General features: G+C 63.7%; 23 protein-coding genes. 18 read left to right on the forward strand and 5 right to left on the reverse strand.

The window, feature by feature from the left end:
* Position 1 precedes the first annotated feature (1 nt).
* The 12 genes from flgK to IC761_RS07630 all read left to right on the forward strand — a co-directional run bounded on the left by flgK (position 2) and on the right by IC761_RS07630 (position 8,871).
* A complete protein-coding gene (gene flgK, locus IC761_RS07575) occupies positions 2-1,483 on the forward strand; it encodes a flagellar hook-associated protein FlgK (RefSeq protein ID WP_195802641.1) in 1,482 nt (493 codons plus the stop codon).
* Entirely contained in the window at positions 1,480-2,526 is a 1,047-nt protein-coding gene (locus tag IC761_RS07580) for a flagellar hook-associated family protein (protein ID WP_195802642.1), read from the forward strand. Before flgK ends, IC761_RS07580 begins: the two co-directional genes overlap by 4 nt.
* 52 nt (positions 2,527-2,578) lie before the next feature.
* The gene (gene flaF, locus IC761_RS07585; protein WP_195802643.1) at positions 2,579-2,923 is read left to right on the forward strand and encodes a flagellar biosynthesis regulator FlaF; all 345 of its coding nucleotides are present in this window, start codon (positions 2,579-2,581) and stop codon (positions 2,921-2,923) included.
* Positions 2,923-3,336: a flagellar biosynthesis repressor FlbT gene (gene flbT / locus IC761_RS07590; protein WP_195802644.1), complete on the forward strand. Its 414-nt coding sequence runs from the start codon at positions 2,923-2,925 to the stop codon at positions 3,334-3,336. The genes flaF and flbT overlap by 1 nt, the downstream gene beginning before the upstream one ends.
* A gap of 14 nt (positions 3,337-3,350) precedes the next feature.
* Positions 3,351-3,764, forward strand: coding sequence for a flagellar hook assembly protein FlgD (gene flgD, locus IC761_RS07595; protein WP_195802645.1), 414 nt, complete (start codon positions 3,351-3,353; stop codon positions 3,762-3,764).
* 3 nt (positions 3,765-3,767) lie between these two features.
* Positions 3,768-4,034 carry a flagellar biosynthesis protein FliQ gene (gene fliQ, locus IC761_RS07600; protein WP_195802646.1) on the forward strand — a complete coding sequence of 89 codons (267 nt, stop codon included), beginning with the start codon at positions 3,768-3,770 and terminating at the stop codon, positions 4,032-4,034.
* Positions 4,035-4,112: 78 nt separating this feature from the next.
* On the forward strand, positions 4,113-6,194 hold the full coding sequence (gene flhA, locus IC761_RS07605; RefSeq protein WP_195802647.1) for a flagellar biosynthesis protein FlhA: 2,082 nt from the start codon (positions 4,113-4,115) through the stop codon (positions 6,192-6,194).
* Positions 6,191-6,943, forward strand: a complete 753-nt coding sequence (fliR, locus tag IC761_RS07610; RefSeq protein WP_195802648.1) for a flagellar biosynthesis protein FliR — start codon at positions 6,191-6,193, stop codon at positions 6,941-6,943. The genes flhA and fliR overlap by 4 nt, the downstream gene beginning before the upstream one ends.
* A 6-nt stretch (positions 6,944-6,949) precedes the next feature.
* On the forward strand, positions 6,950-7,369 hold the full coding sequence (locus tag IC761_RS07615; protein ID WP_195802649.1) for a hypothetical protein: 420 nt from the start codon (positions 6,950-6,952) through the stop codon (positions 7,367-7,369).
* Positions 7,366-7,848, forward strand: coding sequence for a rod-binding protein (locus IC761_RS07620; protein ID WP_195802650.1), 483 nt, complete (start codon positions 7,366-7,368; stop codon positions 7,846-7,848). Before IC761_RS07615 ends, IC761_RS07620 begins: the two co-directional genes overlap by 4 nt.
* 43 nt (positions 7,849-7,891) lie before the next feature.
* Positions 7,892-8,416 (forward strand): flagellar biosynthesis protein FlgN, encoded by a 525-nt coding sequence (locus IC761_RS07625; RefSeq protein ID WP_195802651.1) that lies wholly within the window; start codon positions 7,892-7,894, stop codon positions 8,414-8,416.
* The gene (locus tag IC761_RS07630; RefSeq protein ID WP_195802652.1) at positions 8,413-8,871 is read left to right on the forward strand and encodes a hypothetical protein; all 459 of its coding nucleotides are present in this window, start codon (positions 8,413-8,415) and stop codon (positions 8,869-8,871) included. Before IC761_RS07625 ends, IC761_RS07630 begins: the two co-directional genes overlap by 4 nt.
* Positions 8,872-8,976: 105 nt before the next feature.
* Here the strand turns inward: IC761_RS07630 and IC761_RS07635 are convergent, their stop codons facing one another.
* Positions 8,977-9,747 (reverse strand): response regulator transcription factor, encoded by a 771-nt coding sequence (locus tag IC761_RS07635; RefSeq protein ID WP_195804581.1) that lies wholly within the window; start codon positions 9,745-9,747, stop codon positions 8,977-8,979.
* Positions 9,748-10,556: 809 nt separating this feature from the next.
* Between IC761_RS07635 and IC761_RS07640 the strand changes: the two genes are divergently transcribed.
* On the forward strand, positions 10,557-11,498 hold the full coding sequence (locus tag IC761_RS07640) for a hypothetical protein (RefSeq protein ID WP_195802653.1): 942 nt from the start codon (positions 10,557-10,559) through the stop codon (positions 11,496-11,498).
* Between the two features lie 13 nt (positions 11,499-11,511).
* Here IC761_RS07640 and IC761_RS07645 read toward each other — a convergent pair whose 3' ends face one another.
* Positions 11,512-12,090 carry a MarR family winged helix-turn-helix transcriptional regulator gene (locus tag IC761_RS07645; protein ID WP_195802654.1) on the reverse strand — a complete coding sequence of 193 codons (579 nt, stop codon included), beginning with the start codon at positions 12,088-12,090 and terminating at the stop codon, positions 11,512-11,514.
* A gap of 548 nt (positions 12,091-12,638) precedes the next feature.
* Here IC761_RS07645 and IC761_RS07650 point away from each other — a divergent pair.
* Positions 12,639-13,865 carry an MFS transporter gene (locus tag IC761_RS07650; RefSeq protein WP_246791554.1) on the forward strand — a complete coding sequence of 409 codons (1,227 nt, stop codon included), beginning with the start codon at positions 12,639-12,641 and terminating at the stop codon, positions 13,863-13,865.
* 114 nt (positions 13,866-13,979) lie between these two features.
* The gene (locus tag IC761_RS07655; protein ID WP_195802655.1) at positions 13,980-14,867 is read left to right on the forward strand and encodes a dienelactone hydrolase family protein; all 888 of its coding nucleotides are present in this window, start codon (positions 13,980-13,982) and stop codon (positions 14,865-14,867) included.
* Positions 14,868-14,938: 71 nt separating this feature from the next.
* Here IC761_RS07655 and IC761_RS07660 read toward each other — a convergent pair whose 3' ends face one another.
* Positions 14,939-15,790: an SDR family oxidoreductase gene (locus IC761_RS07660; protein WP_195802656.1), complete on the reverse strand. Its 852-nt coding sequence runs from the start codon at positions 15,788-15,790 to the stop codon at positions 14,939-14,941.
* Positions 15,791-15,933: 143 nt separating this feature from the next.
* Here IC761_RS07660 and IC761_RS07665 point away from each other — a divergent pair, with 143 nt between their 5' ends.
* Positions 15,934-16,659: an HAD family hydrolase gene (locus IC761_RS07665; RefSeq protein ID WP_195802657.1), complete on the forward strand. Its 726-nt coding sequence runs from the start codon at positions 15,934-15,936 to the stop codon at positions 16,657-16,659.
* 3 nt (positions 16,660-16,662) lie between these two features.
* On the opposite strand, the gene IC761_RS07670 is transcribed toward IC761_RS07665, so the two are convergent.
* Positions 16,663-17,076: a nuclear transport factor 2 family protein gene (locus tag IC761_RS07670; RefSeq protein ID WP_195802658.1), complete on the reverse strand. Its 414-nt coding sequence runs from the start codon at positions 17,074-17,076 to the stop codon at positions 16,663-16,665.
* Between the two features lie 108 nt (positions 17,077-17,184).
* Positions 17,185-18,123 (reverse strand): LysR family transcriptional regulator, encoded by a 939-nt coding sequence (locus tag IC761_RS07675; protein ID WP_195802659.1) that lies wholly within the window; start codon positions 18,121-18,123, stop codon positions 17,185-17,187.
* Between the two features lie 211 nt (positions 18,124-18,334).
* Here IC761_RS07675 and IC761_RS07680 point away from each other — a divergent pair, with 211 nt between their 5' ends.
* Both IC761_RS07680 and IC761_RS07685 read left to right on the forward strand, forming a co-directional pair.
* On the forward strand, positions 18,335-19,417 hold the full coding sequence (locus IC761_RS07680) for an ABC transporter ATP-binding protein (protein ID WP_195802660.1): 1,083 nt from the start codon (positions 18,335-18,337) through the stop codon (positions 19,415-19,417).
* A 36-nt stretch (positions 19,418-19,453) separates the two neighbouring features.
* Positions 19,454-20,170 carry an HAD family hydrolase gene (locus IC761_RS07685; protein ID WP_195802661.1) on the forward strand — a complete coding sequence of 239 codons (717 nt, stop codon included), beginning with the start codon at positions 19,454-19,456 and terminating at the stop codon, positions 20,168-20,170.
* Positions 20,171-20,177 lie beyond the last annotated feature (7 nt).

A 20,177-nucleotide genomic window follows, 5' to 3' on the forward strand; every position in this document is an offset into this window, starting at 1 on the left:
CATGTCCCTTACCTCCGCTCTCGACTCCGCCCGCGCCTCGCTCATGGCGTCGGGCGTCCAGTCGTCGGTCGTCTCGCGCAATATCGCTGGAGCCAGCACGGCCGGCTATTCGCGCAAGATCACCGTGCTGGACAATCTCCCCGGCGCAGGCGTCTATGTCGCGGCGATCCAGCGGGCGGCGAGCTCGGGCCTCTACAACAACGTCCTGACCGCGACCTCCGGTTCGGCCAAGCAGAGCGCGATCTATGACGGTCTCCAGAAGATCGCCGCTTCCACGGTGGACGATCCGGAGCTCGATCAGTCGCCGACCGCGCAGCTCAACGCACTGAAAGAAGCACTTCAGCAGTTCGCCAACGCCCCCGACAACGCGACCTTGGCGCAGGCCGCGGTGTCGTCGGCAAAGGACATGGCGACGTCGCTCAATCAGGCGACCCAGACCGTGCAGTCGGTCCGAGAAGGTGCGGATGCCGACATGGCGACCTCGGTCGCCAACATCAACCAGCTTCTCACCCAGTTCCAGACCGTCAATACGGCGATCGTGAAGGGAACGATCACCGGCGACGACGTGACCGACTACCTCGACCAGCGCGACAGCATCGTCTCGAAGCTATCGCAGGAGGTCGGCGTCACGATGTCGATCCGCACCAATGGCGATGCCGCGCTCTACACCGACAGCGGTGTCGTGCTGTTCGACAAGACGGCGCGGACGGTGAGCTTCACGACGACCAACGCCTATACGGCGGGCACCACGGGAAATGCGGTCATCATTGACGGCGTCCCGGTGACCGGCGCCAACTCCGTGATGCCGATCAAGTCCGGCAAGCTCGCCGGCCTCGCCGAATTGCGCGACACCGACACGGTTACCTATCAGAGCCAGCTGGACGAGATCGCGCGCGGCCTGATCGACGCCTTCAAGGAAAGCGATCAGTCCGGCGCGGCGCTGCCCGACGTTCCCGGTCTCTTCACCTATCCGGGCGCGCCGGCGATACCCGCGGGCGCCACCGTGTCGGTCGGTCTCGCCGGTACCATCTCGGTTGCGGCTTCCGTCGATCCGGCCTCGGGCGGTAACCCCAATCTGCTGCGCGACGGCGCGATCAGCGGCAACGTCGCCTACCAGTACAACGGCGCAGGCGACGCCGGCTACTCGACGAGGCTTCAGCAGCTCATCACCAACATCGATGCGTCGCAGACCTTCGATCCGGCAGCGCAGGGCAAGCCCAGCGGCAGCGTGATCGACTTCGCATCGTCATCGGCGAGCTGGATCGAGAACCAGCGCAAGACCGCCAACGACAACTCCACCTATCAGAGCACGCTGCTCGATCGCAGCACCTCGGCGCTGTCCAACGTCAACGGCGTCAACATGGACGACGAGATGTCCCTCATGCTCCAGGTCGAGCGCACCTATTCGGCGTCGTCGAAGCTGATCTCGACCGTCGACAACATGTTGAACACCTTGCTGGCTGCCGTGGGAACGACGTCATGATGAGCGCGAACTACATTTCCACCCTGATGCTGTCTTCGTCATTGAGGTACTCGATCACGAGCAACCAGAGCGCGCTGAGCAAGGCCTCGACGGAGGCGACCACCGGCCGCTTCGCCGATGTCGGCCTCGAACTTGGCGCCTCGACGGGCAGCGACGTCAGCCTGCGGGCCGACCTGAGCTTCGCCGATCAGCTCATCGACACCAACGGGCTCGTCTCGGGACGTCTGGACGTGACCCAGAACCGGATCACCCAGCTCGGTACGACTGCGCAGGACTTCCTGAAGAACCTGATCGCGGCCCGCGACGCCGACAGTGGAGCGCGGATCATCCTGCCGAGCGCATCTGCCAACCTCCAGGACCTGATTGGCGCACTCAACGTTTCCTACAACGGGTCGTATTTGTTCGCCGGCATCAATACGCAAAATGCGCCGATCACGAACTACGCCGCCGGCTCCGCCAACAAGAACCAGGTCGATTCCGATTTCCTCTCGACCTTCGGTTTCTCGCAGTCCTCGGCCAGCGTCAGCAGCATTGCGCCTGCGCAGATGCAGAGCTTCCTCAACACCACCTTCGATGCCGAATTCGCGAGCCCGGCCTGGAACACCAACTGGTCGTCGGCGACCGACCAGACGCTGACGAGCCGTATATCGACGACCGAGGTCGTCGATAGCTCGGTAAGCGCCAACGAGCCCGGCTTCCGCAAGCTGGCCGAGGCCTACACGATGCTTACCGATCTCGGTAATACGAACATGAGCCAGGCGACTTTCCAGACAGTGGTAGACAAGGCCATCAGCCTGGTCAGCGGTGGGATCAACGATCTCGCGGTGCTCGGCGGCAGCGTCGGCGCGGTGCAGCAGCGGATCACCAGCGCGACGGACAAGCTCAACACCCAGAAGGACATTCTGAACAAGCAGATCGTCGGCATGGAGCAGGTTGATCCGGCTGAGGCCTCGGTGCGCGTCAACACCTTGCAGACCCAGATCCAGACGGCGCTGGCGCTCACCTCGCAGCTCCAGAAGATCAGCCTCATCAATTATCTCTGAGCCTCGGTGGCGGTCGCCTTCTCATTTCAGTTTCCTGCGCAGAGTGGTCCGGATGACTTTTGAAGCCTACGAAGCGGTCGTTGAAGAAAGCGGCCAGGAGGCGCGGGGGCGCGAGCGGCAGGCGTTGAGCCTCGGCATCGACCGGCTGGAGCGGCTCCAGAGAGGGCCTTTCAGCCTCGAGGACCTGATCCAGAGCCTGCTTTACGTCCGGCGGCTGTGGACGATCTTCATCGAGGACCTGGCACATCCGGACAACGGATTGCCCGACAAGCTGCGCGCCGACATCATCTCGATCGGCCTGTGGGTCGTCAAGGAAGCGGATCGCCTTCGTGACGAGAGGTCGAACGACGTGATGCAGCTCATCGAAATCAACCGCCTGATCCGAGACGCTCTCTGATGAAGGTATCGTTACGAGCTGGAGAACGGATCTACATCAACGGTGCGGTGCTCCGCGTCGACCGCAAGGTCTCCGTCGAGCTCGTCAACGACGTGATGTTCCTGCTCGAAGGTCAGGTGATGCAGGCCTCCGACGCCAACACGGCGATGCGGCAGCTCTACTTCATCGTCCAGCTCATGCTGATGAACCCGACGGACGTCGATGCTGCCGCCGCGCTCTACGAGCAGCACCACGCGGCCCTGCTCGCGGTGTGCGAGAATCGAGAGATGCTGGACGGGCTCGCCGCGATCGACGAAATGGTCGGCGCGACCCGCTACTTCGAGGCGCTCAAGCGGATCCGGGCGCTGTTCCCGGTGGAGCAGGCGATCCTGGCTGGCACCACCATCACCAATTCCCCATTCGAGGCTGCCTGACAGCGGAGAGGCACATGAACGTCACCAGCGCGACCGACACCACTAGTTCGACCTCGTCGACCTCATCCACCTCGACCACGTCGAGCAACAGCGTTGACTACAACACGTTCCTCCAGCTCCTCATCGCCGAGATGAAGAACCAGGACCCGACCAATCCGATGGACACATCGCAATATATGAGCCAGTTCGCGCAGCTCTCTACCGTCGAGCAGGCGACATTGACCAATTCGAAGCTCGATTCGCTGCTCTCGTCGCAGGCGTTGACGCAGGCAGATGGGCTGATCGGGCACAACGTCAGCTTCACCGACTCGACCGGCGCGACCTTCACCGGCAAGATCGCCTCGGTCTCCATCAACAGCGACGGCTCGGTGGCGACCCTCGAGGACGGCACCAAGGTTGCCGTCGGCCCCGGCCTCACGCTCAGCTAGGTCATGAACGAGCGGGACGCCCTCGACATCGTCCAGGCGGCGATCTGGACCATCATCGTCGCCTGCGGACCGGCGGTTGGCGCAGCGATGCTGGTCGGTACCATCATCGCGCTGATCCAGGCCCTGACCCAGATCCAAGAGGTGACGCTGACCTTCGTTCCGAAGATCATCGTCATTCTCCTGGTCGTCGCCGTCTCCGGCTCCTTCATCGGCGCGCATATCTCCACCTTCACCGAGATGGTCTATTCGCGGATCGAGCACGGCTTCTGATCGGCCAAGCTTGCGGCCACCACCCCCGCGTAAGCTTTGCACGGCAGATTGCGGTCCGGAATCTGCTGCCGGTGACCCATGGCCGATACGTTAGCTGCTAGCCTGCCAAACCCGCGACGCCTCGGGGCGGACGCCTTCTTCGCGGGCGGCATCGTGACCATGCTCACGATCCTGTTCCTGCCGATTCCGCCGATCCTGATCGATCTCGGCCTCGCCTTCTCGATCGCGCTGTCGGCGCTCATTCTCATGGTCGCGCTGTGGATCCAGCGGCCGCTCGATTTCTCCGCCTTCCCGACCGTGCTGCTGATCGCGACGATCCTGCGGCTGGCGCTGAACGTCGCGACCACCCGTTTGATCCTGTCGCGCGGCGGCGAGGGAGAGACCGCCGCCGGCCATGTCGTCGCCGGGTTCTCCAAATTCGTGATGGGTGGCGACTTCGTCATCGGCCTGATCATCTTCGCGATCCTGGTCACGGTGAATTTCGTCGTGATCACCAAGGGCGCGACCCGCATCGCGGAGGTCGGCGCGCGCTTTACGCTCGACGCCATTCCCGGCAAGCAGATGGCGATCGACGCGGATCTCTCCGCGGGCCTGATCGACGACAAGGAAGCCCAGCGCCGGCGTCGCGAGCTCGAGGAGGAGAGTGCCTTCTTCGGCGCGATGGACGGTGCCTCGAAATTCGTTCGCGGCGATGCCATCGCCGGCCTGATCATCACCGCGATCAACATTTTCGGCGGCATTGTCATCGGCGTCACCCATCACGGGCTGACGCTGTCGCGCGCCGCTGACGTCTACACCAAGCTCTCGGTCGGTGACGGCCTGGTGACGCAGATGCCGGCGCTGATCGTGTCGCTGTCGGCGGGTCTGCTAGTGTCCAAAGGCGGCACCCGGGGCTCGGCCGAGCAGGCGGTGCTGCGGCAGCTCGGCGGCTATCCGCGCGCGGTGTCGGCTGCCGCTCTCATGATGTTCGTGCTCGCTTTGATGCCGGGACTGCCGATGGCGCCGTTCGTGCTGCTGGGTGGCGTCATGGCTTTCGTCGGCTACTCGCTGCCGAGGCGGCAAGCGGCCGCGAAGCAGAAGGAAGATGCACGCAGGGCGGAGGAGCGGGCGCAGGCCGAAGCCAAGGAATCGGTCAAGGAATCGCTCAAGACCGCTGAGATCGAGCTTTCGCTCGGCGGCCATTTGTCGGTCCATCTGCTGGGCTCGCGCACCGAGCTGGCGCACCGCGTCGGCAAGATCCGCAAGAAGTTCGCCAAGCAATACGGTTTCGTGATTCCCGAGATCAAGCTGTCGGACAATCTGTCGATCGACCCCAAGGGCTACCAGATCCGGATCCACGATACGCGCGTCGCCCATGGCGAGCTCAGGCTCGGCGAGGTGATGGTGCTGGTGGACAAGGACGGCAAGCCTGACGTGCCCGGCGACGAGGTGATCGAGCCCGCCTTCGGCATGAAGGCACTCTGGGTGACCGAAGCCTTCACTGACGAGGTCAAGCGGCAGGGCTGTAAGCCCGTCGACAATCTGTCGGTGCTGCTCACGCATTTGAGCGAAGTAGTCAGGGCGAACCTCGCCCAGCTGCTGTCCTACAAGGACATGCGTGGCCTGCTCGACCGGCTCGAGCCCGAATACAAGCGCCTGGTCGACGATCTCTGTCCGTCGCAGATCTCCTATTCGGGCCTGCTGGCGATCCTGAAGATCCTGCTGGCCGAGCGCGTGTCGATCCGCAACCTTCATCTGATTCTCGAGGCGATCGCCGAGGTCGCGCCCCATGTCCGGCGCTCCGAGCAGGTCGCCGAGCACGTGCGGATGCGTCTCGCCCAGCAGATCTGCGGCGACCTGTCCGACAACGGCGTGCTCAATGTCGTCCGTCTCGGCAATCGCTGGGATCTCGCCTTCCACCAGAGCCTGAAGCGCGACGCCAAGGGCGATGTCGTCGAGTTCGATGCCGACCCGAGGCTGATCGAGCAGTTCGCGACCGAAGCCAGCGCCGCGATCCGCAAATTCACCGACGACGGCACCAGCGTGGTGCTGGCGGTGACGCCGGAGTCGCGCCCCTATGTCCGCATGATCCTGGAGCGGGTGTTCCCGACCTTGCCGATCCTGTCGCATGTCGAGGTCGCGCGCTGTGCCGAGATCCGCGCGCTCGGAGCCATATCGTGATCAGCGGCCTCGCCGACAGCGTCCTTGCGACCTTCATCGTGTTCTGCCGCATCGGCGCCTGCATGATGCTGGTGCCCGGCTATTCCAGCGTCAACATTCCGCCCCAGATCCGCCTGTTCATCGCGCTTGTCACGACCTTCGCGCTCACGCCGATCCTGCTCGCGATGCTCAAGCCGCTCGTGGATACCGCGCCGCCGCTGACGCTTGCGCTCTTGATCGGCACCGAGATCCTGGTCGGCAGCGTCATCGGCCTCGGCGGGCGCGTGTTCTTTCTCGCGCTCCAGACCATGGCAACCGTGATGGCGAGCGCGATCGGGCTCAGCAACATCCCGGGGACGCCGGTCGGCGACACTGACTCGGCGCCGGCCCTGGTGCCGTTGATCATGGTGGCCGTCACCACGCTGTTCTTCATGACAGACCAGCACTGGCAGGTGCTGCGCGGCCTGATGAACTCCTACGAGGTCTGGCATCCCGGCGAAAAGTTGAGCGGCGAGATGGCGCTGAACCAGCTTTCGAGCCGCCTTGCGGAGGCGTTCGTGCTGACGCTGCGGATCACAAGCCCCTTCATCGTCTATTCCGTCATCGTCAATTTTGCGGTCGGCCTGATCAACAAGCTGACGCCGGCAATACCGGTCTATTTCATCTCGGTGCCCTTCGTCCTGTTCGGCGGCTTCATGCTGCTCTACCTCACCAGCGACGAGCTGCTGACGCAGTTCATGATCGGCCTGTCGTCGTGGCTGGCGGAATGATCGATCATGACCTCGCGCGCGGACAAGCTCGGCCGGATCGTGTCGCTTGTGAAGCTCCAGCTCCGGCTGTCCGAATGGCAGCTCGCGTATTTGCGGCAGCAGGAGCAGACCTTGCAGGATGAGCAATCGTGGCTGGTCGGAACCTTGAACGAAGGGACGCCGCCGGCGGGATCGTCGAGCGATTCGATCGCACGGCGTCTCAACAGAGCGAGCATCGGCGCGCGGGCCGTGCGGGAGCAGGCTTCGCAGCAGCTCGACCAGGTCCGCTCCGAGAGCCGGCGCCTGAAGCAGCTTGAGGAGGTCGCGAAGGCGGCGCTCGCCGACAAGCTTCGCGACGCGGAGAAGCGCGCGCTCGAGGAGATGACCGGGATACTTCCCGCCGTGCGCGACTTCACGCCTCGGGCAGCCAACCGGAACAAGACATGATCGTGACAGCGACGCCCGACCTCGTTCTCGACGTTCTGGACGCAGCCGATCCCGTGACACAGCGCGCGGCGACCGCAAAGCTCGACGCGCTGAAATCGTCGGACGCCGATTTTGCCGCCACGATGGACGCCGAGGCGAGCAAGGCCGCCACTGCGGCGGCCGCCGATCAATCCGGGACGACGGTGGCTGAGGCTCAATCGGGGGCGGTGTACGGGGCGCCGGTGCAGGTGATCAAGAAGCCCGGCGCGGACGAGGTGTACCGCAAGTTCGAGGCGTTCATTCTCCAGACCTTCGTCGAGACCATGCTGCCGAAGGAATCAGAGGACGTCTTCGGCAAGGGCACCGCCGGCGGCATCTGGAAATCGATGCTGGCCGAGCAGCTCGGCAACCAGCTGGCGAAGGGCAAGGGGATCGGTATCGCCAAGCAGCTCGCTGCGGCGCATCCGGCGGGTCCGGACGTGACGGGGAAGGCCGACTGATGGTTTTGGAGATGGGTGACGAAGGTCGAGGGGTGAATTTCCTATGCAGCTAGAAGAACGCGCAACAGCTTTGGCGATGGAGCAGCCGGTCGTGACTACCGAGGCGACGGCGGAGGCCGCGCCGGGCGATGCGCTGTTGCCCGTGCTCCTGCCGAATGTCGGCAGCGACATGATCACCGATGGCGCTGAGGCGGCAAGGCCGGAAGCAGCGCTGTCGGACGAGGTGCGCGGCTTGCTGTCGGCCGTACGCCGGCTCGAGGATATCGTCGAGGAAGAAACCGTCGCGCTCGCGACCGGAAAGAAGATCGATTTCGACGATTTCAGCATGCGCAAGAGCCGGAGCATGCTGGAATTCGTTCGCCTGATGCGGGCACGGATGCATCTCGGCGGTGAGGCCGAGATCACCGCGGAGATCCAGCGGCTGCGCGAGAAGCTCGAGCGAAACCGCTCCATTCTCGAAATGCACTACGACGCGGTTCGCGAAGTTGCCGCCATCATCGTCAAGGCGATGAAGGACGCCGAGTCGGACGGCACCTATACCGGCCGCGCAGCGAAGGACGGAAAATGATCAGATTGGTGCTGGCCGGGCTTTGGGTATGCATCCTCACCGCGGGCACGAGCTATGCCGTGGCCTATTGGAAGGAAAACGGCAGCCTGCTGCCGGCGAAGGACGAATATCTCGACGGGCTGCAATACCAGAAGACGCGGCCGCTGAGCGTGCCGATGGTCGAGAACGGCAGCGTGCAGGGCTACATCGTCGCGCGCTTCGTCTACACCGTCGAGGCGCGGACCATGCACCAGCTCACCGTTCCGCCGGAGCCGTTCGTCGTGGACGAAGCCTTCCGCAGGATCTATGCGGATGATCGTCTCGACTTCAGGAAGCTTGCCCGCTACGACCTCACCGTCCTCACAGCTTCCATCAAGCAGCACGTCAACGAGCGCATGCAGGCCGACATCGTCCAGGACGTCCTGGTCGAGGATTTCAATTACGTCTCGAAGGACGAATTCCAGCAGAAGCAGTGACAGGACGGCGCGACGCTGGCATTGTGACTTTCCGGCCTCCGAGAACAATCCGGCCTCTGCAGGATATTTCTCGCAGAGGCCGGTAGTCGTTGCGGCTTTCGCGCCTCAGTTGCCTGCCGGGTAGGCCGCCGGGGCGGTATGCGTCCGGTTCAGGAGGATGCCGACCTCGTCGAGCTCCTGCATCGGCACGTCGATGGTCTCGCCGGCCGGGATGTTGAGCCGGTATCCGACATAGCGCCGGGCCACGATCGCGTCGAAGCCGAGGCGGTCGCGCAGCTTCTTGCGCAGCTTGCTGACGTGGCTCTCGATCACGCTCTCGTCGAACGTCGATTCGAAGATGCCGTAGACCGCGTTGAAGATCTGCGTCTTGGTGATCCACTTGCCGTGGTTGGCGACCATATATTCGAGGATGCGCAGTTCGCGGCGGGGCAGCGTGAGGGCGTGGCCCGCGATCTCGGGGTCGCGCCCGTTGAAGAAGACCTGGATCCGGGTCTCGCAGGGCCTCGGCAGGTCGCCGACCCTGCGGCGTGCGATCGCCGCCGTCCGCGCCAGGATCTCGCGAAGATGGATCGGCACGTGAACCACGTCGTCCACGCCCGATTCGAAGAGCTCCAGAGTGTTCTTGAGCATCTTCTGGCCGCTCATGGCGATGATGGGAGCCGCCGAGCGCTTGCGCATTGCTCGCGGCAGGCTTCCGCGGGCATCGCAGTCCCCCAGAAGGAAGGCGTCGACCGCTGCCAGGTCCGCTTCGCTCGCGGATTGCAGCCAGTCCCAGAATTCCCCGGAGGTGAATCCGATCGACGATACACCTTCGCGAACGAGCGCTCCTACGTAGCTGTTCGTGACGCTCTCGCGATCATCAACGATAATATACATCAGTTCTTCGCCCCTGTTTCGCACTTGTTGCGGCCGGCTGATTGTTGTGATGCCCCGGCTCGGCAACGTGCTGTTTGACGACATTCCTTCCCGCGAACCGTTGTTATGGTTTCGATATTCGCGGGCAGCCCTACGCATTCAGTGCCTGCGGTGTGCAGGCCTGTTACTTCGACTCGACACTGAACGCTTACTGCGTGAAGCCCGGCGGGTGTTCTTACGGATCACCTCGCGGAGCGGATTGAGAAAGCGGCCTAGAACAGTTGCGCTACGTTGCTCATCGCTCCGAACACACCTGAACTTTGTCGATCTCCTCGCCAACTGGCGAGAATCACTTGAGATGACCGTAACAATTGCCGATTTCCGATCAAGCGTGCGGAACAAAGCGTTTGCTACGTCTGCTTGATGCTATTGGTTTGTTCCCGGTTGTTTCTTGATGTGAGCAAGCGCACCAGTTGATTTTATTCAAACTAGTTTTGCACCGTGGCGGTTATAAAGTTCCGCAGGCCCGTAGAAACACAGCCATTTTGGGTAGTGTCGCGGGTCAGGCGCATGGAGGGGTTTTCAACCCCGGATTGACTCTCCTGGCCGCGCACCCACATGCGACAATTCGACTCATGTATGGCGAGACGACTCCAGCTTGGCGAAATCTTGGCGAGTGTGTGTCTTTCGAGTCGCACTCTCGCCGCGTGTACGACGCATCGGACTCATTCAACGCCGCATCGTGCGTGAAAAAGTTTTGACGCGCACGTTTCGGACAAGCTTCGGCAACTAGCTTCGTTCGACAGATCGAAACGAACGGAGCATTTCACATGTTGTCCGATGCAAAAGCTCGTCCCAACGAGACTGCGGACATCTCTGCGGCGAAACCGGCTCCGCAGGTGCATGATACAAAGGACAATGCGGCGCGCGCGGCCAAGCCAGCTACGAAGCCGAAGCCTGCATCGGGCGCGGCGAGCGACGAAGCCCTCGCAAAGGAAGCGCTCGAGGGTTTGAAACGCATTCGTGCCAAGGCGCGCGCCGACAAGATGGCGATACCAAAGCCTGCGCCGGTCGTGATCAAGCCCGCCGTGATTGTCGCCAAGCCGCCGCCGCCCCGTCCGACCTGGGTCGCGCCGCTTGCCACGCTGGCGGTCGCCGCAGTTCTGGTGGTCTGCGCCTGCACCGGCGTGATCGCCTATCTCACCACGCAGCCGAGCCAGACCAATGTCGCGGCCAATGCCGAGATCAGGAATCTGCGCGAGACGGTCGCGCAGCTGCGCAAGCAACTGTCCGGCGTGTCCGAAAACCTCGACGGATTGCGGACCGCGGTCGATCAGTCGAGCAAGGCGACCAGCGATCGTTTCGGTCGGTTCGCCGAGAATCTCGATCGCATCGAGCGGGTCAGCTCATCCTCGACGGCGAAGCTCGACAAGCTTGCGCAAGCGCAGACCCCGGCGCCGGCAACCGTCGCCGCGCAATCGCCGTCGCCAGCGATGCCGATGATGGCCTCGCTCGCCGCGCCCGAGGTCACCGGCTCGTTGCCTCCGGCCGAACGCTCGTCGGCGCCGCGAAAGGCGGTCAAGGGCTGGTCGGTCCGCCAAGCCTATGAGGGCATTGCGATCCTGCAAGGCCCGAACGGCGTCGTCGAGGCTGTGCTGGGGCAGCAGGTGCCGAGCCTCGGCCGCATCGAGGAGATCAGAAACGAGAATGGTCGTCTCGTGGTGGAAACCAGCGGCGGCGTCGTCTATTCGCCGCGCAAGGGGGCGCCGTGATCGATGGACAGTTCTATTGGCGGTGATGTTCGAAGCTGGTGCATAGCAGCTCGATCTCGGCTTCCGCGATCGGCGCGCGAAACAGGCGGCAGGTGAACTCGACCGTCGTCTTGCTCTCGGACGAGGTGCGGTCCTCCCGGAGGAAGATGCATCGCTTGCAGACGTCGGTATGGTGGCGCTGCTCGGCGGCGTCCGCCTGGTCGAGCACGTGCCGCAGCGTATCGCGAAAGCGGATCTTGCCGTCGTCATCGAGAACGGCGATGGCGTCGACCAGCGCGTTGACGGGATCGCGTGCCAGAAACTTCTTGCCCTGCTGCGTCACGCTCAGCATCACCGAGCGCTTGTCTTTGGCCGAGCGCTTCCGCTCCAGATAACCGAGCCGCTCGAGCTCACCGATGATGAACGAGGCGGTGCCACGCGTGGTGCCGACATAGCTTGCCAGCGCCGAGGGCGTTCGGGAAAACCGGTTGGCGCGGGAGAGGAAGCGGAGCGCCATCCACTCGCGATCGCGCATGCCATGCTTGGTGCCTTCGAACCAAAGGATCCGCGCCACCTGTCCCAACAATTCAATCGCTTCGCGAGCCAAATTCATTTCGATGCCAGATCGGATAAAGCTTTATTCAATTGAGTCCTTGGTAGCGCAATCGATGCGGGTCAGAATGGAGCACTCGAGCGTTCTTGCGCTCGAAGCGGAAACACGTGCCGCGTCTTGGAAGACGCCTCTCCGTTCTGGAGATGGAACTTTCGGCAGTGGAACTAGAGCGCCACGAAGAAAGTTCGAGTAAATTGCACGGCTCAACTCTTCCGAAAATTTCAGTCAAATGGCGTTGGCCCACGCGCAAATCGCGGGCGCTGTGCGATGCCTGGGCAACATCATGTGTCGTTGCGGCCACGATCGAGCCGGATGTTGCTGCAAAACGTTTCGAATTGCGCGAAAGCGCGGATTGCCGGCAACGCGCGACAGCGCAATAAGTGGTCGGATAACCGGCTTTTTCGGTTAATGGATGTTGCGACGCAAGGCGGCCGCGCGGTTAAATCTGGCACACAATCGAACCGGGGAAGGCCAGGGTGTTGTCGGGAGCAGAGCATGTAGAGCCGTTCAACGTCAAACGCGCAGCATTGGCCGCCACCGTCGGCAACATGCTCGAATTCTACGACTTCATCACCTACAGCTTCTTCGCCATCCAGATCGGCCATACCTTCTTCCCGACCGGAAGCGAATACGGCAGCCTGATGCTGTCGCTGGCGACCTTCGGCGCCGGCTTCGTCACGCGGCCGATCGGCGGCGTCGTGCTCGGCATCTATTCCGACCGGATCGGCCGGCGGCCCGCCATGCTTTTGAGCTTTGCGCTAATGGGCGCCGCGATCCTGACTATCTCGCTCACGCCGTCCTACAATGCGATTGGCATTGCCGCCCCGATCATTGTGATCGCGGCGCGCATGGCACAGGGTTTTGCGCTCGGCGGCGAGGTCGGTCCGACCACCGCCTATCTGATCGAGATCGCTCCACCTGAGCACCGGGCGCTGGTGGTCGCATGGCAGCCCGCGAGCCAGGAGATTGCCGCGACAGCGGGCGCGCTCGTCGGCGTCATCCTGAGCAAGACGATGGCCCCGGAGATGCTGGATTCTTATGGCTGGCGGGTGGCATTCCTGCTCGGGGCGGTCTGCATGCCGTTCGGATTGTGGATGCGCCGGACGCTGCCGGAGACGATCCCGCAGGGGGAGGCAGCTGCTCCTGCCGAGTACCGAACAAATCACCTTTCGCAGGCACGTCGCCATATCGGGCTCATCGCGCTGGCGCTGATGATTTTGGCCAGCGGTACGATTTCGACCTATGTCACGCAATATATGACGACCTATGCCCAGAATACGCTGCATGTGTCCTCGACACTGGCCTTTGCCGTGTCGCTGGTCAGCAACGGGATTCAATTCGTCGGCGCGCTGTTCGGCGGCTGGCTCGCCGATCGCCTCGGCCGCAAGCCGGTGATGATCTGGCCGCAGCTGATCACGCTGCTATTGACCTATCCGGCTTTCCTGTGGATCGTCCACGCGCCCGGCGCGCTGTCGCTGCTGGTCGGCTTCGGCGTCCTCTCGGCGATCGGCTCGCTGCCGTTCACGGCGTTCTATGCGACCTTCACCGAGGCGCTGCCCCAGAACATCCGTGGCGGCGTGTTCGCGACCGTCTACGCGGTTGCGATTGCAAGCTTCGGCGGAACCGCGCAGCTCGTGGTCACCTGGCTGCTCCATGTCACCGGCGATCCGCTGGCGCCGGCCTGGTACTTGCTGCTTGCGGCCATTGTCGGACTTGTCGCCATGAGCCTGATGCCTGAGACCGCGCCGATGAAAAAGCACCCGGGCAAGTCCTGACCGCGGCGAAAGCTCGCAGGCTGGTGATTTGCGTTTCGCCGGCAATTATTGGCGAATGCGTCGCCTGAAGGTTCAGGGCAGGACACTAGGGCAAGGCATCAGGAAGGATCAACGATGAGTATCGAAACCACAATGACATCCGACGTCGTAGGGCTGGTCAAGCCGCCCCCGGTGTCGCGTCGCGGCTTCATGAGCGCCACCGCGGCCGTCGCCGCCGGTTACACGCTTGCGGCGGGTCCCGTCCGTGCCGAGGTCATCACGACCGACACCAGCGGCCTCCAGGCCGGAGACGCCAAGATCAAGGTCGGCTCCGAGGAAATGCCTGCCTATTTTGCCCGCCCTGCCGGTAACACCAAGGCGCCAGTTATCATCGTGGCGATGGAGATCTTCGGCCTGCACGAATACATCAAGGACGTGACGCGGCGCCTGGCCAAGCTCGGCGCGTTCGCCGTTGCCCCCGACTATTATTTCCGCAAGGGCGTCAACCTGACCAAGATCACCGAGATCGAGGACCTGCTGCCGGTCGTCAATTCCAAGCCGGATGCCGAGCTGCTGTCCGACCTCGATGCGACGGTGGCGTGGGCGGGATCGCAGGGCGGCGATACGACCAAGCTCGGCATCATCGGCTTCTGCCGTGGCGGGCGCACGGTGTGGGAATATGCTGCCCACAGCGGCACCCTCAAGGCCGGCGTTGCCTTCTACGGCCCCCCGGTCGATCCGGCCAATCCGCTGTGGCCGAAGAGCCCGCTTCAGCTCGCGCCCGAGATGAAGGCACCCGTGCTCGGTCTCTATGGCGAAGCGGACACCGGTATTCCCGTCGCGCAGGTCGAGCAGCTCAAGGCCGCACTCGCGCAGAACAAGAAGACCGCCGAATTCAAGCTCTACCCCGATGCGCCGCACGGCTTCCATGCCGACTATCGCGGCAGCTTCCGCAAGGAAGCGGCGGAAGATGCCTGGAAGCAGGCGCAAGCCTGGTTCAAGAAATATGGCGTCCTGAGCTGACGCCTGGTTTTCAGGGGCGGCCTGATTGGCCGCCCTCTCTACTATTGGGATGCACGGCAGGCGCCAAAACCCTATCGTCCGTCGCCGGCGTGCCATAATGCGTCGAGGCCGTGCCGATAGGTCGGATAGGCAAGCGTGACGCCAAGCTCGCGCTTTAATCTCGCGTTGGAGACTCGGGCGCTGCTGGAATAGAAGCTGCGCGCCATCGCCGACATCTCCGCCGCCGCGAACGCTTCCTCGGCCGGCGGGGCAACGCCCATCAGCTTCGCGGCATAGGCGATCACGTCCTGCGGCGGGGTGGGCTCGTCGTCGCAGACGTTCCAGCTGCCGCCGCCTTCGCGGCGAACCGCGGCCATGATCGCGCTTGCGATGTCGTCGACGTGAATGCGGTTGAAGACCTGTCCCGGCTTGATGATGCGCCGGGCGGTTCCGGTGCGCAGCGTCGCCAGCGCGTTGCGGCCGGGGCCGTAGATTCCTGCAAGCCTGAGGATTGCGGCATTGCCGCGCGCTACTTCCGTCCATGCCCGTTCGGCCGCGAGCCGCATGCGCGCGCGATCGAGCGTTGTCTGCGGCTGGGTGCTCTCGTCGACCCAAGCGCCGCCGTGATCGCCATACACGCCGATGGTCGAGAGATAGATGATCCTGCGATGACGGCCCGTCGCCAGCACGTCGCCAAACGCCGCAATTGCGGGGTCGCCTGCGCTGCCGGGCGGGATCGATATGAGAAGGATATCGGCGGCGCTGATACGTTCGATCGTCGCGTCAGTCGGGCCGCTTCCGGAAAATGGATGCATCTCGATGCCGGGGATCGCCTCCTGCGTCGTGGGATCCCGCATCGTGCCGGCAATATGCGAGAAAGTGCCGCCAAATCTGGCGACGAAGTGCCGGGCACTGTAGCCGAGGCCAAGGATGAAGAGCCGCATGCGTCCTTCGTGCTGATCGGGGTTTTTGTCGCGCTGCCCTGCGCACTCATAAGAGATTTTTGGGTCTAACAAAAGATATTGCGATTTTACTCGCTCGCGACCCCGGGCGATGGTCGCTCGCTACAGGCCAGGAGGCGTCGATCGTGCAGTCAGAAGCGGCCGCCATAGCGCCATCTGACGCGGCAGAGCTGATCCTGTGCGCTCGCGCGCTAATCTTCGATGTCGACGGGACGCTCGCTGAAACGGAGGAACTGCATCGGCAGGCCTTCAACGAGGCCTTCGTCCGCGGCGGTCTCGACTGGCATTGGGACCGTGCCGTCTACAAGGACCTGCTGCGGGTGACGGGCGGCAACGAACGCATACGCGCCTATCATGCAAGGCAGCAGATCGCGCCGCCATTGGCGGACCAGGATATCGCAGAGCTTCATCGCATCAAGAGCGCGCATTATGCCGGGCTGGTCGAAACAGGCCAGTGCCCGTTGCGGCCGGGCGTGGCGGATCTCCTCACAGCTGCGATGGCGCGAGGCCAGCGGCTCGCGATCGCGACCACCACCTCGCACGGCAACATCGATGCGCTCTTGTCGCGTGCGCTCGGGAGGCGCTGGGCTGCGGACTTCGATGCGATCGTCGCCGGCGACGATGTGCGGCACAAGAAGCCTGCACCGGACGTCTATCTCGAGGTCCTGGCGCAGTTGAAGCTCGCGCCATCGGACTGTGTCGCGATCGAGGATTCCGCCAATGGCCTGATCGCGGCCTCGCGCGCGAACATTCCCGTCCTCGTCATCCGCAGCATGTTCTTCGGGGACGATGAGTTCACCGATGCCCGCTTCGTGCTGAATGATCTGTCGGAGCTCGGACGCCCGTGCTGAGTTTCAATGAAAACGCCGGCTCGGGCCGGGCGGGTCCTCGTGGGTCTGCTCGACGATCTGCGCGATCGGGCTGGATTGATGGTGAACGAGGCGCCAGCCGTCGCCCACGCGCCTGAAATGATTGGCGGCGGCAAGCGCGGTGCCGTCAACGATTTCGATGCACAGCACGCGCGCGCTGTCGCCGTCGACGATCGCCTGCGGCTCGGCGCAGACGATCTGTGGCCGCTCCGGATTTTGCAGGATGTCACGCCAGCTGCCGATCACGGTGGCGCGCCCGACGATCGCCGGCCAGCCCGGATGGATGCAGGAGATGGCGTCGTCATCCGCCCACATCCGTTCCATGCCGGCAAAGTCGCCAGTTGCAAAGGCGGCATAAAAGGCCGCGTTGGCGGCAATGACCTTGCTGTCCTTCGTCATGCCTCTCGGGTGCGGCAAGGACGCGGAAAAATCAAGCGCGACTTCCGTTCGATTTTAGCCGCAGTGCAGCATCGGCACTGCCGCTGCCCGGCGCGGCGCGATCCTGCATCAATAACAGGCGGCCATCGCGCCGAGTTTTGGATACAGCCGGTCGATCGCGGCGATCTCGCTCTGCATCTGCGCGATGATCCAGTCGCGGATTTCGGCGGCGATGGGACGCATCGGCCGGTTGCGTGGCGGCAGGAACTCGCAGATGCGCTGCGTGGTGGTGAGTCTGTCGGAGGCCGGCACCAACGCGCCGGTCAGAAGCCAGTGCGAGGCGACCGTCAGCCAGCCGAGCGCGATGCCCTGGCCGAGCAGTGCGGCCTGCACCACGACCGCATAATCGGTGAAGCTCAGCGCCTTGGCCGCGCCGCGGCGGCAGGTGAGCAGCGACGCGTAATCCGCGGCCCAATCGCCCGGCGTCTCGGCGAGGCGGATGATGGTGTTGCCCTCGGCGGGATCGGTCTCGCCGAGATAGCCGGGACTGCACATCGGCAGCATGACCTCTTTCATGATCAGCGTGCCGCCCGTGGAAGGCTCGTCACGGTCGCGAAAGCGCATGCCGAGATCGACGTTCTCGACCGGCCCGCGCAGCGCGCCGGAGATCAGCTGAAAGCGCAGATCGACCTGCGGAAATTCCCGCTGCAGCTTGTCGATGCGCGGCATCAGCCAATGTGTGGTGAAGGCGGAAGAGACCGACAGCGTCACCGTCTCGGTGCCCTTGCGGCGTCGCTCGATTTCGACCAGCCCGGTCTCGATGCTGCGAAAGCCTTCGAGCACGCGGCGATAGAGTAGCTCGCCTTCCTCAGTCAGCACGGCGCGGCCCGCCTTGCGGTCAAACAGGCGTACGCCGAGATGCTCCTCGAACTGGCCGAGCATGCGGCTCACCGCCGGCTGCGTGACGTTCAGTTCGGCGGCCGCGGCGGTGAAGCTGCCATTGCGCGCCGCTGCGTCGAAGACGAACAGGGCATTACTGGAGGGCAGCATCCGGCGCAGCTCGGGCATAACGCCATGTTATGAGGCCGGTGAGAATTTGGCAATTGCCGAGTTTTGCCGGTTCTGTTGTCATTGACATGACAGCTTAAAGACAGGGCCTCTGAGCGAAGATTTTGGTGCGGCGCACGCTTCAAGCGTGAGTGCTCCAAGACCCTGTCTATAAAGCAGGCTTATGGCGCGCAGTGAGGCACGCCATAACAGGGTATGGCGAGGACGATCGTTGGACAAACGAGCGGAAAGCGTCGAGATCAGGTCTGCGAGCAAAGCCTATGGCGCGGTTCGCGCCCTCGACGACGTGTCCCTCAATGTTAGCGCCGGTGAGTTCGTCTCGCTGCTCGGCCCCTCCGGTTCCGGCAAGACCACGCTGCTCGGCATCCTCGGCGGCTTCATCCTGCCGACGTCGGGCACAATCCTCTTCGGCGGTCGCGACGTCACCTATATGCCGCCGCACAAGCGCGACATCGGCGTCGTGTTCCAGAACTACGCGCTGTTCCCGCATATGAGCGTCGGCGAGAACGTCGCCTTTCCCTTGCGCGCGCGCCAACTGCCGAAAGCGACCTGGCCCGACAAGGTACGCGCGGCGCTCGCGATGGTCGGTCTTGCCGGCTACGAGGCGCGCGGCATCGCCCAGCTCTCCGGCGGCCAACGTCAGCGCGTGGCGCTGGCGCGCGCCATGATCTTTGAGCCGCGCCTGATCCTGATGGACGAGCCGCTCTCCGCGCTCGACAAGCAGCTCCGCGAATCCATGCAGATCGAGCTGCGCGCGCTGCACCGGCGGATCCGCGCCACCATCATCTACGTCACCCATGACCAGCGCGAGGCGCTGACCATGAGCGACCGCGTCGCCGTGATGAGGGACGGTCGCCTGATCCAGATCGACGAACCCGCGCGCCTGCACAACCATCCCGCCGATTCCTTCGTCGCGAGCTTTATCGGCGAGGCGACGCTGCTGCCAGTGCGCCGCGTCGATACGTCCAGTGTGACGCTCGGCAACGCGCTGCTGCGCAGCGCCCGCGCCATTCCCGACGGCGATGCCCTGATGCTCGCGGTTCACAGCGAAAAGCTCCTGATCGACGACGGCGCGCAGGATACCGCCTGCAACCGGCTGACCGGGACCGTCACCGACATCGTCTACCAGGGCGAGAGCCTGCGCATCTTCCTCGCGCTCGCCGACGGCCTTGCGCTCAGCCTGCGCCAGCCGAGCTACCACCAGGCCTATAGCCGCATTCCGCCGCTCGGCGGCAGTCTCACCGTGACCCTTCACCCCGAGGACACCATCGTCGTCCCCAGGGTGGGGGACTGAACTCAAGCCCAGTCCAACCCGAGAGAAGAAACTGATATGTCGACCCAAGCCGCGTTCAGCAATTTCAAGGTCCTCACCTTCGACGTCGTCGGCACCTTGATCGATTTCGAGACCGGCGTGCTCTCCGCGGTGCGCAGGATCTCCGGCAAGACGCCGGCCCAGCTTAGCGACGACAAGATTTTTGAGTCCTACAAGCGCGGCCGTGACAAGCATCATGAGCGTTCGAGCGAAGTGATGTTTGACGTTTATCGCTATCTCGCCACCGAGCTTGGGTTGCCGGCTGATGACGACTCCTGCGACGTGTTCCAGCTCGCCGTGCTGCGCTGGGGGCCGTTCTCGGACTCGGTCGAAGCGCTCAAGCGCCTGCGCACGAAGTTCCGGCTGGTGGCGATGACCAATGCCGACCGCGTCGCGCTGTCCTGCTATGCGCACGCGCTCGGCAATCCCTTTGACGACACCGTCTGCGCCGACGACACCGGCGTGGCAAAGCCGAACCCTGAATTCTTTGCCTACAACAGGGGTCGCCAGTCGGCGTTCGGCTACAAGCAGTCCGACATCCTCCACGTTGCGCAGAGCCAGTACCACGACATCGGGATTGCGCGGAAGCTCGGCTACAAGGTGTGCTGGATCGAGCGCCGCCAGGGTATCGCCGGTTTCGGCGGCACGCCGGCGGTGGAGACGCTGACCAAGCCGGACTTCCATTTCCCGACGCTGAAGGCGCTCGCCGACGCCGCCATCGGCCCGGCGGCATAAATCCGTG

It is taken from the genome of Bradyrhizobium commune, from assembly GCF_015624505.1.
Lineage (GTDB): Bacteria > Pseudomonadota > Alphaproteobacteria > Rhizobiales > Xanthobacteraceae > Bradyrhizobium > Bradyrhizobium commune.